This window comes from Leucobacter rhizosphaerae (assembly GCF_022919175.1).
Classification (GTDB): domain Bacteria; phylum Actinomycetota; class Actinomycetes; order Actinomycetales; family Microbacteriaceae; genus Leucobacter; species Leucobacter rhizosphaerae.
Map to the genome: position 1 here is coordinate 2,945,361 of NZ_CP095043.1, position 12,813 is coordinate 2,958,173.

At 68.3% G+C, this 12,813-nt stretch carries 12 protein-coding genes and 3 tRNA genes; 10 read left to right on the forward strand and 5 right to left on the reverse strand.

What is annotated here, in order from left to right:
* Positions 1 to 70: 70 nt before the first annotated feature.
* Together MUN76_RS13560 and MUN76_RS13565 are read right to left on the reverse strand one after the other, a co-directional pair.
* A complete protein-coding gene (locus MUN76_RS13560) occupies positions 71 to 1,312 on the reverse strand; it encodes a styrene monooxygenase/indole monooxygenase family protein (protein ID WP_244685385.1) in 1,242 nt (413 codons plus the stop codon).
* Positions 1,313 to 1,430: 118 nt separating this feature from the next.
* Positions 1,431 to 2,213 carry an SDR family oxidoreductase gene (locus tag MUN76_RS13565; protein WP_244685387.1) on the reverse strand — a complete coding sequence of 261 codons (783 nt, stop codon included), beginning with the start codon at positions 2,211 to 2,213 and terminating at the stop codon, positions 1,431 to 1,433.
* A gap of 167 nt (positions 2,214 to 2,380) precedes the next feature.
* Here MUN76_RS13565 and MUN76_RS13570 point away from each other — a divergent pair, with 167 nt between their 5' ends.
* From MUN76_RS13570 to MUN76_RS13590, 5 genes are all read left to right on the forward strand, one after another.
* Positions 2,381 to 2,776 (forward strand): cupin domain-containing protein, encoded by a 396-nt coding sequence (locus MUN76_RS13570; RefSeq protein WP_244685389.1) that lies wholly within the window; start codon positions 2,381 to 2,383, stop codon positions 2,774 to 2,776.
* Complete coding sequence (locus tag MUN76_RS13575; protein WP_244685391.1) at positions 2,764 to 3,393, forward strand: helix-turn-helix domain-containing protein; 630 nt, start codon at positions 2,764 to 2,766, stop codon at positions 3,391 to 3,393. The genes MUN76_RS13570 and MUN76_RS13575 overlap by 13 nt, the downstream gene beginning before the upstream one ends.
* The gene (locus MUN76_RS13580; protein ID WP_244685393.1) at positions 3,390 to 4,193 is read left to right on the forward strand and encodes an IclR family transcriptional regulator; all 804 of its coding nucleotides are present in this window, start codon (positions 3,390 to 3,392) and stop codon (positions 4,191 to 4,193) included. Before MUN76_RS13575 ends, MUN76_RS13580 begins: the two co-directional genes overlap by 4 nt.
* Before the next feature lie 119 nt (positions 4,194 to 4,312).
* On the forward strand, positions 4,313 to 4,762 hold the full coding sequence (locus MUN76_RS13585; RefSeq protein ID WP_244685395.1) for a cupin domain-containing protein: 450 nt from the start codon (positions 4,313 to 4,315) through the stop codon (positions 4,760 to 4,762).
* Between the two features lie 78 nt (positions 4,763 to 4,840).
* The gene (locus MUN76_RS13590) at positions 4,841 to 5,128 is read left to right on the forward strand and encodes a hypothetical protein (RefSeq protein WP_244685397.1); all 288 of its coding nucleotides are present in this window, start codon (positions 4,841 to 4,843) and stop codon (positions 5,126 to 5,128) included.
* A 152-nt stretch (positions 5,129 to 5,280) separates the two neighbouring features.
* On the opposite strand, the gene MUN76_RS13595 is transcribed toward MUN76_RS13590, so the two are convergent.
* A complete protein-coding gene (locus MUN76_RS13595; RefSeq protein ID WP_244685399.1) occupies positions 5,281 to 7,215 on the reverse strand; it encodes a primary-amine oxidase in 1,935 nt (644 codons plus the stop codon).
* Positions 7,216 to 7,457: 242 nt separating this feature from the next.
* Here MUN76_RS13595 and MUN76_RS13600 point away from each other — a divergent pair.
* The 4 genes from MUN76_RS13600 to MUN76_RS13615 all read left to right on the forward strand — a co-directional run bounded on the left by MUN76_RS13600 (position 7,458) and on the right by MUN76_RS13615 (position 8,212).
* Positions 7,458 to 7,530: transfer RNA gene (locus tag MUN76_RS13600), tRNA-Glu, on the forward strand.
* A gap of 31 nt (positions 7,531 to 7,561) precedes the next feature.
* Positions 7,562 to 7,638: transfer RNA gene (locus tag MUN76_RS13605), tRNA-Asp, on the forward strand.
* A 55-nt stretch (positions 7,639 to 7,693) separates the two neighbouring features.
* A tRNA-Phe gene (locus tag MUN76_RS13610) sits at positions 7,694 to 7,766 on the forward strand.
* Between the two features lie 161 nt (positions 7,767 to 7,927).
* Entirely contained in the window at positions 7,928 to 8,212 is a 285-nt protein-coding gene (locus MUN76_RS13615; RefSeq protein WP_244685401.1) for a hypothetical protein, read from the forward strand.
* A gap of 88 nt (positions 8,213 to 8,300) precedes the next feature.
* On the opposite strand, the gene MUN76_RS13620 is transcribed toward MUN76_RS13615, so the two are convergent.
* Positions 8,301 to 8,858, reverse strand: a complete 558-nt coding sequence (locus tag MUN76_RS13620; protein ID WP_244685402.1) for a hypothetical protein — start codon at positions 8,856 to 8,858, stop codon at positions 8,301 to 8,303.
* 92 nt (positions 8,859 to 8,950) lie between these two features.
* Here MUN76_RS13620 and MUN76_RS13625 point away from each other — a divergent pair, with 92 nt between their 5' ends.
* A complete protein-coding gene (locus MUN76_RS13625; protein ID WP_244685404.1) occupies positions 8,951 to 11,452 on the forward strand; it encodes a rhamnan synthesis F family protein in 2,502 nt (833 codons plus the stop codon).
* On the opposite strand, the gene MUN76_RS13630 is transcribed toward MUN76_RS13625, so the two are convergent.
* On the reverse strand, positions 11,371 to 12,783 hold the full coding sequence (locus MUN76_RS13630; protein ID WP_244685405.1) for a glycosyltransferase: 1,413 nt from the start codon (positions 12,781 to 12,783) through the stop codon (positions 11,371 to 11,373). The genes MUN76_RS13625 and MUN76_RS13630 overlap by 82 nt on opposite strands.
* Between the last annotated feature and the right edge of the window lie 30 nt (positions 12,784 to 12,813).

The following is a 12,813-nucleotide window of genomic DNA, read 5'->3' on the forward strand; positions in this document are numbered from 1 at the left end:
CCTCCACGGCCGAGGACGTTGACGTCTGAGTGATGATGGACATGTTCGCTCTCCTGTTCTGGTGTGCCGCTCAGGCCGCCGCGCGACCGGCGACCTCCGCCAGGTAGCGCTCGCTGCCGGCGGGATCGAGGAAGTAGTCGCCGAAATCGACCGGGTCGTTGAAGCCGTTCGCGAAGCGGTGCGCGATCTCGGGGTACTGGGACGCCGCGCCGAGCACCTGCAGCACGTGCGGCGGCGGCGGCTGCAGCAGCGCGTTCGTCCAGTCGGCGACCGGCTTGATGCGCGCCCAGTACCGCTCGAAGGCGTTCTGCTGGAAGGCACGGTCGTAGGGGAGGTTCTCGTGGTCGAGGATCGTGTCGAGGTAGCTCTGCGCGCACTTGGATGCGTTGTTCGACCCCTGCCCGGTGATCGGGTCGTTGAGCACGACCACATCGGCCATGCCGAGCACTGTACGGCCGGAGGGAAGCTCCATGATCGGGTGGCGCACGGTCGGGGCGAAGCGGCCCTGCAGCACCCCCAGGTCGTCGGTGAGGCTCACATCGGTCGCGCGCTCGGCCTCCCACGGCAGGTACGTGCGCAGGAAGTCGAGCGAGGCGTCGAGATGCTGCTCGGGCGTGAGGCCCTGCCAGCGATCGAGCGGACCGCCGGGCACACCCTCGAAGACGAAGATGTGGCAGTCGCCGCTGATGGTCGCGGCCGGGAAGACGAAGAACTCGCCGACGCCGGGGATCAGATTGAAGGCCACCCGGGAGAAATCGGGGCTGGGTTCGAAGCCGTGCACGTAGGTGAGGGCGAGCGCACGCTGCGGCTCGGCGTAGGTGCTGCGATCCGCGTCGCGCTCGAAGGCCCGCGCGATCTCGCCCTTGCCCGCGGCGACGATCACGAGCTCCGATTCGAGCGAGTAGCGCTCGAGGGCCGCGATGTCGGCCTCCTCGAAGACGACCTCGCCGCCGTTCTGCTGGAACGTCTCGATGAGCGCCGGGAACTTGATGCGCTGGTCGATCGCGTACGCGGGCTGATCGAGGCGGCCCGCCCAGCTGAAGAGCTTCTCGCCCGGCTGCTCCGGGTGCGGCACGGTGAAGCCGATCCCCTCGACCGGCGGTGCGTCGGGCCAGAGATCGACCCCCACGGCGCGCTCGTACTCGAGGGCCTTGGAGAACATGCACTGGCTCGAGGCCACGCGGCCGGCGCGAATCTCCTCGGGGGTGCGATCCGAGATCAGCCGCACGTGGTAGCCGTGCATGAGGAGGCCGAGGCCGAGCTGGATGCCGGACTGGCCGGCTCCGACGATGGTGATGTGACGCTGGGACATGGGGTGAGCCTTTCGAAGTGGTGCGGGACGTAGGGGTACGGGATCGCCGCGCTGCGGCGGCGTGCGGTCCGGGGTCGGGGTTGGGCGCGGGCCGCAGCGGGATGCGGATCGCGGCGGGTTACTCGGGCGGTGCGAGGAGCGGGATCGCGGGATCGCGCTGCTCCGGACCGAGCGCCGAGTATCCGCCGTCCACGGCGTAGTCCGCGCCGGTGACGAAGCTGGCGGCGTCGGAGGCGAGGAACGCGACCACCCGGCCGACCTCCTCCGGGCGTCCCAGGCGGCCGAGCATGTGGAAGTCGGCGGCGACACGGTCCGCGTGCGCGAGGTCGCCGCCGGAGACCGACTCGATGACGTTCGACCAGGTCCAGCCGGGGCTGACCGAGTTCACACGGATGCCGTCCGGCGCGTAGTCGAGCGCCTGGAGCTTCGTGAGCTGGGCGATCGCGGCCTTGCTGACGGGGTAGACCCAGCGCCCGGTCTGGGCGACCGAGGAGGAGATGGACGTGAAGTTGACGACCGCACCGTGCCCGCTCGCCGCCAGGTGCGGCCGCGCCTCGGCGACGAGCCGGGCCCCGCTCACGAGATTGATGTCGAGGGCGGTCAGCCAGTCGGCGCGCGAGGTGTCGGCGCCCTCGTCGAGATAGGTCGCCGCGAGATTCACGACGATGTCGAGTCGGCCGTGGCGTGCGACCGCGCCCGAGACGAGCGACGCGAGCTGTGCGTCGTCGGCGATGTCGCAGCGCTGGGCGTCGATCCCGGGATCGAGTGCGGCGAGTCCGTCGGCGTCGATGTCGGCGACGACCACGACGGCGCCTTCGCCCCGGAGGACGTCGACCACCCCGCGGCCGATCTTCGTCGCGCCTCCGGTCACGATGGCGACCCGGTCGGTGAGTGCGGGCATGCAGCTTCTCCTGTTCTTCATCGAACTGGCGCCCACTGCCGGTGCTCCGGGCGGGTCGCTATGCTTACCCTCAAGCAAAACCGACTCGGGATCGCGCGACTATCCACCTCGCGCCGACCTTATCCGTTTTGCGCAATGCACCGATGGAGGTCGCGGAAGGGGGAGCGATGGCGCCGAGAGCCTGGGCCGAGCTTCCCCGTGCCGACGAGTTGCTGAGCTCGCGACCGACCCTCCGCGCCGAGACGGTCGATGAGGCCCACGAGACCATCTCCGCGCTGTTCTGCGAGCACGCGCTCGCCCCGATCGAGCGCAGCGAGGTGCGGATGCAGCTGCGCTCCGTGCACGACGGCGGCGTCGGGATCGAACTGCTCGATTATGGTCGCGCTGTGAGGATCGCGGTCGACCGCGGGCTCGAGGACTTCCACCTGGTGCAGATTCCGCTCAGCGGCCGCGCGACGATGCACGTCGGCAACGCGGTGGTGGACTCGTCGCCGCAGGTCGCGACCGTGCCGCCCATCGATCGCGAGTTCGTCATGCGCTGGGGGCCGGCGTGCCGACCCTGATCGTGTACGTGGCGAAGGATCGGCTCCGCGAGATGGCGCGGGCGGTGTACCAGGTGGATGCGGATCGACTGCAGCTCGGCCTGCACCTGCAGCTCGGGGCTCCCGCGGGCGCGGACTTCCTGCGCGCCCTCGTGGAGCATCACGACGTGCTGGAGCGCGCGACGACGGACGGCGCCTTCGCGCGCAAGCTCAGCGCCGATCTCCTGCTCGCGCGGCTGCTGAACGCGGCTGACAACTCGGTGAGCCGCTCGCTCGGGGCGTGGTCGAATGCGGAGGCGACCTCGATCCCGCGCGGCGACGCTCTCGTCCGGCGGTTCGAAGAGGCCATCGACGCCGCCGCGACCGAGGGCTCGAGTGTGCTCGACATCGCGACCGAACTCGGGGTGCCGCTGCGCACGCTGCAGAGCCACGTGCGGGCGACGCGGGGCACCACGCCGACCGCCATGCTGCGCGACGCCCAGCTGCGCCGCGCGCGGGCACTGCTCGCCGCGGCTGATCCTCACCGCGAGACGGTCACGAGCATCGCGACGCAGGCCGGATTCGCGCACCTGGGCCGCTTCTCGACGGAGTACCGGCGGCGGTTCGGCGAGTCCCCGGCCGAGACGCTGCGCCGATGAGCGGCGCACTCCGCGACGGAGCTGCCCGCGACGGCACGCTGCACTCGGTGGCGAAGGCGCTCGAGATCCTGCACCTGCTGCGCGCCCACGGACCGCAGCGCCTCTCCGACATCGCCCGCGAGGTGGGGGTCGGATCCTCGACGGCGCACCGTCTCGTCACCACGCTCCGGCAGCAGCGATTCGTGCGCCAGGAGCGCAACGGCAAACGGTACGAACTCGGATCCGCGATGCTCTTCTCGTCGACGGTCTCGGCGCTCGAGCACTGCGTGGCCGTGAGCGAGGACGTGATGCGCGAACTGCAGGAGACGACGGGGGAGACGATCCACCTCACGGTGCTGCGCGGCGGACGCTGCCTGTTCGCGGCGTCCGTCGAGTCCGGGCGGCCCGTCAGCGTCACGAGCCGCGTGGGCCAGGGGCCCCCGGCGCACACGGCGGCCGGGGGCAAGATCCTGCTCGCGGCTCTGGATCCCGAGCGACTCACCGAGGTGTACCTGTCTGCGCCGCTGCCCGCCATCACCGCCGACTCGATCACCGAGGTCACGGAGCTCGAGCGCGAGCTCGATGCGGCGCGGGATCTCGGGTTCGCGCGGAATCTCGGGGAGTCCGAGGCGGACATGTATGCGTTGGCGGTGCCAGTACGACGCCCGAGCGGCGAGGTCATCAGCAGTCTGACGGTCGCGGCGCCGCTGTCGCGGATGGGCGGGCCTGAGCGGGGAGTGACGCTCAACTCGCGCGAGGAGGGATTGCTGCAGCAGGTGCGGGCGGCGGCCGCACGCATCGAGGTGCTGCTCGCGTATTGATCCCGCTCCGCGGAATTATTTCCGGGGTCCTCGGGTGCTGCGTAGATTCGGGATCATCCCTCCGCGACGCAGCGACGGCGCGCGATCCATCGCGGAGCGGCCATCGAAAGGACACCACCATGACCGACGCACTCGACCCCCTCGGCCGCCCGTTCAAGAGCATCAGCATCCAGCGCAAGGACGAGTTGCCGCTCGCTCCGGGCCAGACGTCGAAAGCGAAGCGCTACTCGGGCGTCTCCGTCGAGAACACCGACGTCGTTGACCTGTGGTTCGGGCGCGTGCACACGGGAGTCGGTGAGCACTCCGATCCGCATCACCACGGCGAGGCGGAGACCGGCGGGTACGTGCTGCAGGGCAGCGGATACATCCGGTTCGGCGAGCGCTACACCGAGGTCATCTACTTCGAGGAGGGCGACTTCGTGTACGTGCCGCCGTTCGTGCCGCACATCGAAGGCAATGTGAGCCGCTCGAAGGAGCTCATCTGGCTCACCACCCGCAACCCCGACAACATCGTCGTCAACCTCGAGGATCAGGACGTCGCGGACATCGAGCTCGAGTACAAGGACTGATCCGTTCTCGGCGGGCCGTCGCGGGGGAGTGCCGCGCGCCCTATACACTCTCGCGCGCGTGTTCGCTAGGATCGAGCTATGAGTGAGATGCAGCAAGCGGGACACGGCAGCGTCGCCCTCTCGACAGATCGCCTCATGCCGAGTGTGCAGCGCATCGGAAACCGCGACATCGAGATCACGTTCCTCGGCAAGAACGCGGCGGGCCTGCCCACGTGGATCATGTGGAGCGCATCCGAGCCGCACCTGATCGGTCTGCTCAGCCAGGGCCGCATGGGCTACAACCTCGAGCAGAGCACCAGCTCGGGTGTCATGCTGCAGGAGAACATCTCGCTGAGCCGCGTGCAGCGCGCCCTCGGCGGCCTCTGAGGGTTCGCCCGTCCGCACCCGTCCGTTTTCTGCACGGCGCTCTCACGCCGCCACAGCCGAGTGAACGCATCTGCACCGTCTGGTTTCCCACGCGGTGCAGATGCGTTCACTCGTTGGTGCATGTCGGATCGCGGAAGGCGACTCGCGACCAGCTAGTGCTCGCAGGAGCAGGTGCCGCCGGCGCAGCAGGAAGATCCCTTCGCGGGTGACCGAGGGGCGTCCAGCGCTGGATTGCGGTCGAAGAAGCCGAACGGCTTCAGCGTGAACGCAACCTTGTCGACCGGCATGATCGGCCAGTCCTCGGTGCGGGTGATGTGGTGGATGCCGAAGACGTACCAGAGCACCACGTCGGTGTTCACGAGGTTCTCGTCGTCGGCGATCCACGCGCTCATCCCGTTGCCGAGGTCATTGCGCGATTGCGTCGGGTAGTCGCCCGCCGGCCACATCTCGGTCTCGTGGTGCTGCGTCACCCAGAGGGTGTTGCCGATCACCGGATTCCGCCGCAGGATCGGCGACGACTCGTCGAACATCGCAGGGAACGACGCCGACGGCACGAGCTTGTAGGCGGTCGGGGCGTCCCACGCGTTCAGCCGGTTCGGGTTCTGCACCTTCCAAGATCGTTGCCGCTCCCAGTTGAACGTGCGCCCGGATTCGGCCTCGGAGCGGATCACCGTGCCGTGGGTGTTGAGATCGAGCCCCAATGGGTTGGTGTCGCTGATCGGCGCCGCCATCGAGTCGGACTCGACGACCGTGTTGTCGTCGCCGTCGATGTCGAGATCGAGTCGGGCCACCAGGAAGTGCTGATGGTACGGGGCGTACGTGCGCCGATCGACAACCGTGCCGGTGGGGAAACCGGGGGTGTGATCCTCCATCGGCGTCGTCACCATGATGCCAGTCGCCCGGATCTCGCACTCGATGTTGCCGTCGGGATAGAACCGCCAGTAAACGAGGTACTCGTAGTTCGCGACCGTCGCGTGCACGGAGACGACGAAGCGCCGCATGCGGCGCACCTCGGTGCCGGCGTCGGGGTCGACGTGCTTCCAGAGCACCGCGTCGTCCTCCTCGTGGAGGCAGATCGCGTTTTTGATGGTCTGGGGCTGGCCCGCGGTGTTCGGGAGGATCCCGTCGACGTAGGTGATCTCGCCGAGGCAGTCGCAGCCGAGCTCGAGCGACGTGCACATGTAGCCGAGGCCCCACTCGCCGATGTCGAACGCCGTGCGGCGGTAGTGGTCGAAGCTCGAGTCGCGGTACGGCACGATCATCTCGGCGAGCGACATGCGGTACGCGATGTCGCGCTTCTCGCCGTTGTCGTTGAACTTCACCTGGTAGAGCACGGGGCCCTCGCGGTAGTTGAAGCCCAGTCGGAACTCCCAGTCCTGCCAGGTCAGCAGGGAGCCATCGAGGCTGAAGGAGACGCCCTCCGGCTGGATGATGTCGAGGGGCTTCAGGTCGGTGCGGGGTTCGATCCCGCGCAGCTCGGGGGTGTACTCGGCATCGACCTCGGGGAACCCGCGGTCGTGGGCCTCATCGATCTTGAGCACCTCCATGGAGTTGACGTCGACGATGATCTTCATGCCGCTCACCGGGTGGGCATAGGGGTTGCCGTCGGGGGTCGCGCGCTTCCAGATGTCGACCCAGCCGAGGCGTCGATCCCGCCACTCCTCCGGGATCACGGCTCCGCCGTAGGTCCACAGGTCGAACAGTACGAGCCCGGGATCGACGCCGCGCTGCTCGAGCGCCTCACGCACGAGCGGGTTGGCCCGGAGCGCGACGTCGCAATCGTGGTACTCGTCGACGGTGAAGTTGGGGGTGACGCCAGGCACATGGGTCCAGGATTCGAGAGTGTCGTCGGTGAGATTCACCACGGCCTCGTAGACGTCGTTCGACTGCTTCTCCCAGAGCACGGCGAGTGCGCGGCGCACGATCGGGTCGCCGTCGGTCCAGCACTTGACCTCGGCCTTGGGTGGTTCGCGGAGGATGATCGACGCATAGCGCCAGCCACCGTCGATGCCCTTCTCGCGGGCGAGTGTTGCGGACGTGCTCGAGAGCTCGTCCGCGGTCAGTGAATCGAGTGGATGGGATCCCATGACGCCTCCTCGGTCGTCGCGAGCATCCTTACCCGCGACCGTGTCTCCACTGTGCCACGCAGGCGGTGGTTTCTGTGCATCGGAGACCAGAATTCTGCGCTGAAATCGTGAATTCTGGGGGTCGGGATCCCTGCGCGGGGGACACGCGACACGCCAGGGAGATCCCGTTCGGAATGCCGATTTGCGCAGCGGGGGTGACTCAGCATAGGATTTCATCTCGGTAGCAAGCAAGAAATTGCTTCGGCCCCATCGTTTAGCGGCCTAGGACACCGCCCTTTCACGGCGGCAGCACGGGTTCGAATCCCGTTGGGGTCACTGAATGCCAGCGATAATTGAATAACAGTATGGCCCTGTAGCGCAGTTGGTTAGCGCGCCGCCCTGTCACGGCGGAGGTCGCGGGTTCAAGTCCCGTCAGGGTCGCCAGCCGAACAAACCCTTCTGCGGAGGGGTTTCTTCGTCTCATGGGCGACATGTCCATGGCTCTGTAGCTCAGTTGGTAGAGCGTTCGACTGAAAATCGAGAGGTCACGGGATCGACGCCCGTCGGAGCCACTGTGGGAATATTACGCCCACTCCGAACCCTCGCAAGGCTTCTACTTGCGGGGGTTCTTTTGTTGTTCCCGGTTGGCACCGCGGCGGCCTCGAAGCGAGGCCGGCTCCTCGTGCACGGGTTCGAGTCGGCATTCGCTAGCCAACCGGATAGGGTGGGCCGTATGGTGGAGAAGAGAGATCTCAGCGACTTCATTCAGCCGGAGTTTCCGGTCGATATCGGCGAGGCGGGTGCCGTGACCTTCCGTCGGGACGGCCGCGAGTATCGACTCAGTCGCGAGCGAGAGGGCCTCTGGGTGATCGCCGAACTCGGCGATCCGGAATCGGACTTCCGTCTCGAGATCTCGAACGTCACGGCGCTCTACATCGACGTGGCCGGCCGCGGGCACTCGGGCCCGATGCAGTCGTTCGCGACCACCCGAACCGAGCTGTTCACCAAGCTGTTCTAGCTGCCAGGAATTCGACGGGGGCCCGTCTGCGTCGATTGTGTATTTTGCTTCCCAGATTAGGCACTATGGAAGCGTGCAGAACACTCCATCAGTTCGAGGGTGCGCGGTCTTTCCCGTTCTCCGCGTCCTCGAGGAGCGCGAAGACGGTGGTGTCACCCTCCGCCAGGGGTGAGAGCGGCATCAGGGTGCCGTGCAGGCGGAGCGTGTGGCCGGTTTCGGGATCGGTGAGGGTGAGAAAGCGGCTCACCCCCACGGTGGTCGTGTCAATGTGCACGGACGAACGATCGAACGCGTCGAACTCGGTCTGCTGATCCGCGTCGCCGGTGTTGAGCACGTGGATCCGCTCGGCCGTGATCGCCACGAGGAGCCGGACGGAGGCTCCCTGCGCGGATGCGGTCGCGTGGGTGCCGGCCCGCATGCCCGCGAGCGCGCCACCGATCTTGAGGAGGGCGCCGAACATGCCGCCCACGCCCAACGCATCAGCCGCTCCTGCAGCGGTGTCCCCGGCGACGCTTCCGGCTACGGTGCCCGCGGTGCTGCCCGCGATGAGGTTCGCCAGTCCGAAGATTCCCGCAGCGAGCACGGGCCCCTCGTCGGTGATCCGGCTCACGGCCTGCGCGATGAGTGCTTCTTCGGACCAGGTCATGCGATTTCTCCATCCTGTCGGTGCGCCACCTCGTTGCGAAGCGACTTCTGAAAAGAAGCATAGGAAGTGTTAGGAGTCTATAAAATGTTGTGATGACGATCGCAGGGCAGGGGAGCCGCGGAGCCGCAGTGAGCGATCCCTCTGGCGCCGCAGCGGTCGATCCCCGGCGCGACGACGCGGCGTCACTGCAGCGCGAGCTCTCCGGTCTTCGGGTTGACAATGACGCGCTTCGCGGGGACATCGATCGACTCTTCGCTGAGCTCGATGAGGCACGGGCCGACGTGCAGGCGCTCCGCGAGGCGAGGACCCGGGTTGCCGCGTTGGAAACCGATCTCCGGGAGATCCGAGTTGCGCAGAGGCGGGCCGCCGCCGACCGGGCCGAGCGGGAGGCGGTGTTCGCCGCGGAGCGGCGCGCGCACGCGGACCAGGTCGGCGCCCTCACCGCGCAACTCGTTGATGCTGCGCATCTCGCGCACGTTCGGAGTGCCGACGCCGATGCGGCGTCGTACCGCACCGGGGTCGCGGCGCACACACACGAACTCGTGGCGTCGATCCAGCGCGACCGCTCCGAAGTCATCCATCGGGTCGCGCACGATGTCGAAGGCGCTCGGCTCGTCGCCGTGGGGCGCGCAGGGCGCCTCGAGGCGCTGCTGGCGGCGACGGTCGCGACGGTATCGTGGCGGATCACGCAGCCCTTGCGTGCGGTGCGCTCTGGCTGGAACACAGCCATCGCTCGAGTCTCCCGGGGGCGGTGGGGGGTCCGCCCGCACCTGCTGGTGCCCGATCCTCCCCCCGTGCGGATTCCGCCGCTGCCCGAGGGGCTGGAGAGCGTGCACGCGCTCGACGTCGAGCACTATCGCCGCTGCTACCCCGGGCTCGCGACACTGAGCGATCACGAACTCCTCGAGCACTATCACCGCTTCGGACGCGCCGAGGGGCGCTCGGCGCTCTCTCCGCTGCGACGTTCCCGGATCCTGACCGAGACCGCCCCCGAGGCGGGCGACGGCTCCGAAGACCACGAGTACTCGGTGCTCGTGGTGATGGCTCCGGACGCGCCAGCGGATCTGGCCGACGACGGCGTCGCTCTCATCCGCGAGCTGGCGCGGAAGTGCCGAGTGGTGTCCGTGTTCGGCTCAGGAATGGAGGATCTCCGTATCGCGTCACTCCCCGGGACCCGGGTCGTGCTCACCGACCCGGCGACGATGGTTGGTGACGACATCACCGCGCTCGCCGCGGAGCTTGTGGCGTTCGCGAGTCCTCGGTTCGCGGTGAACGCCGCGGCAGGCGTGTCTCGGGTGGTGCATGCATTGCAGCAGGTGGACGTGCCGGTGCTCACCCTGGATCAGGTGTCGGAGGTCGAACCCGAACCCGAACCACCCCGGCGCGACGCCCGGCACGAGGTGCCCCACCGCTTCCGGTACGCGATAGATCTCGAGGAACTCGAGGCGCGCGTGCGTCGTGCCCGAGCACAGCACACCTCTGATCTGGAGACAATCCTTGTGCCTCGCGGCGTCGACGAGGTGTACGCGAATGGGGGAGCACCGGTCAATCGGCGCCTGTTCGCAGAGAACTATCTGCGGCAGGTGCGACTCGTCTCACCCCTTCGGCGACCGAACTCCGTTCCCCTGCTCGTCCGACCCCGCCCCGGGTTCCACCCGCTGTCCTACGCCGAGTCCGTGGAGGAATTCCTCGACGACGGTCGGGATCCTCTGGCCCACTTCCTCGCTCAGGGGGAGCCTTCGGGTCGATGGAGCCGTCGACTGATCACCCCGTCGGGAGTCGTGCCGACGGTTGACGCAGACCTCAGTGTGCTCATTCACGGACACTTCTACTACCCGGAGCTGGTGACGGAGTTCCTCGATCTGCTCGCTCCGAACACCCACCCAGTCACCGTGGCTCTGACCACCCACTCGGAAGCGGCGGCTCGAGAGGTCGAGGGGCGGGCCCGGGCGCACGCGGCTGGGAGGACCGCGATCGTGCGAGTCGTGCCGAATCGCGGCCGCAACTTCTCCGCGCTCCTGACCGGGACCGTCGCCGATCTGATCCGGGAGCACAACGTCGTCCTCCACGTGCACGGCAAACGCAGCCCGCACGCCCCCAATGACTTCGGGGATCGCTGGCGCAGGCGGCTGTGGACGAACCTGGTCGGTGACGGCATTCCGTTCGCCGACCGAATCATCGCCGAGTTCGCGGCCGATCCAATGCTCGGCATGGTCGCCCCTGAGGAGCTCAGGCTCCACGATTGGGATGGCAACCGCGAGTTCGCGCCCGCGTGGATCGACCGGTTGCAGCTGAATCGACGGGCACCGATGCCGCTGCCCGTGCACTTCGATTTCGCCGTGGGAGCGATGTTCTGGGCGCGATCCGCGGCGCTCGCCCCGCTGCTCGATGCCGAACTGACCGGTGAGGACTTTCCTGCTGAACCGCTGCCCACAGACGGGACCTCCCTGCACGCGCTGGAACGATTGATCTCGCTCATCGTGGAGCACGAGGGGTTCGAGTTCGCGAAGACCTACCTCGGCGACCCCGCGTTCGACGTCTCCGATACCGCCGGCGGAGCGGAGGCCCACGGCTCGACCACCGCATCGACGTAGCGGACGAAGCTCGCGCGCTCTTCGATCACTGCCCGTCGCGCTTGCCGCGTGGCATCGGTGTCGCGCTCCGCCAGCTCCTGGGCCCGATCGCCCACCTCATCCTCCGAGTCGCAGAAAAGACCGACGCCCAGGAGCTCACCGGACAGCGCGCGCAGACCGATGTCGCCGGGCGCCGCGACGAACGGCGTGCCGCGTCGGGCGGCATCGACGGCCGTCGTCGGTCCGGGATCCTGCCGTGAGGTCAGGAGATAGACGTCGGCGCAGTCGTACCAGGCCGCGGCGTCGCGTCGGAATCCCGGGAGCATCAGCGGCAAGCCCTGGCTGATCGCCTGATCGGCCAGGTCGCGGGCCCAGCTGCTCAGCTCACCGAGCCAGATGAATCCGCTCTCCGGGACACGGCTGTGGATCGACGCGGCGATGCGGAGGAACCGGTCGAATCCCTTGCGCTGATCCGCGTAGCCCGCACCGATGAAGAGCGGGCGTCGGGCGCCGAGCTCGGTGCCGATTCGGCCGCGGACCCGAGCGGTGCTCTGCGGGCCGACGGAGACGTGGAGGAGACCGGGCGGAATGCACTCCACCTCCGTCTCCGCGGGGAGCATCGCCGCGAGCGCGTGCACCATGCCGGGGAATGACACGACGACGCGGGGGCAGCGCGCCACCGCCTCGAGTAGTCCGTGCTGGGAGAGGAACTCCGGCATCTCGTGCACGAGCAGCACCTGCGGACCGTCATGCCCGAGCGCGGTGAGCACCGGAGCGCTGAGACCGGTGTTTCCGAGCACCGGTGTCCCCGGAGGCAGTGCTCGCCCGATGCCGGAGGCCTCATCGCCTTCGGCGAGGACGATCACGGGACCGATGGCCGCGTACGCCGGCCGCAGCGGACCGCCGCGCAGCAGCAGGAACACCGGGGAGTACCCGCGGCTCTGCAGGTGCCGGGAGAACTCCAGGAGGAGGAGCGGGGCCCCGGCCTCCTGCGCGTCGTTGCCGATGAGGACCGCGGGGTTCTCCACCCCGGCGAGCAGCGCCTCCATCGTCTCCTGGCTCTCGTCCGCCGTGCGCGTCCGGGGGAGGGGCAGAAAGCCTGCCGCGCGACCTTCGCGGAGGAAGTGCCGCATCGCATCGCCCTCTTCGAGGCGGAGATACGTGCGCGCGTAGAACTCCGCGTCGAACGCGGGGCCGGGAGAGCGTCGTTCCGAGTCGCCGAAGCTGACGAAGTGCGTCCAGGGGTCGATGTCCGCGGTGTCGGGATACGTGGAGCGGTACCAGTCCGCGTCGAAGTACTCCTCCGCGCCAGAGAGCCCGCCGCCGTCCGCACCCCGCGCGTCATCGTTCACCTCTCCAGGGTAGCCGCCGCTGCGGGCGCG

Bases quoted from the DNA above. Each gene is read 5' to 3' on its own strand.
- MUN76_RS13560 (WP_244685385.1), bottom strand. From the start codon at position 1,312: ATGTCCCAGCGTCACATCACCATCGTCGGAGCCGGCCAGTCCGGCATC.
- MUN76_RS13565 (WP_244685387.1), bottom strand. From the start codon at position 2,213: ATGCCCGCACTCACCGACCGGGTCGCCATCGTGACCGGAGGCGCGACG.
- MUN76_RS13570 (WP_244685389.1), top strand. From the start codon at position 2,381: ATGGCGCCGAGAGCCTGGGCCGAGCTTCCCCGTGCCGACGAGTTGCTG.
- MUN76_RS13580 (WP_244685393.1), top strand. From the start codon at position 3,390: ATGAGCGGCGCACTCCGCGACGGAGCTGCCCGCGACGGCACGCTGCAC.
- MUN76_RS13585 (WP_244685395.1), top strand. From the start codon at position 4,313: ATGACCGACGCACTCGACCCCCTCGGCCGCCCGTTCAAGAGCATCAGC.
- MUN76_RS13590 (WP_244685397.1), top strand. From the start codon at position 4,841: ATGAGTGAGATGCAGCAAGCGGGACACGGCAGCGTCGCCCTCTCGACA.
- MUN76_RS13595 (WP_244685399.1), bottom strand. From the start codon at position 7,215: ATGGGATCCCATCCACTCGATTCACTGACCGCGGACGAGCTCTCGAGC.
- MUN76_RS13615 (WP_244685401.1), top strand. From the start codon at position 7,928: ATGGTGGAGAAGAGAGATCTCAGCGACTTCATTCAGCCGGAGTTTCCG.
- MUN76_RS13620 (WP_244685402.1), bottom strand. From the start codon at position 8,858: ATGACCTGGTCCGAAGAAGCACTCATCGCGCAGGCCGTGAGCCGGATC.
- MUN76_RS13625 (WP_244685404.1), top strand. From the start codon at position 8,951: ATGACGATCGCAGGGCAGGGGAGCCGCGGAGCCGCAGTGAGCGATCCC.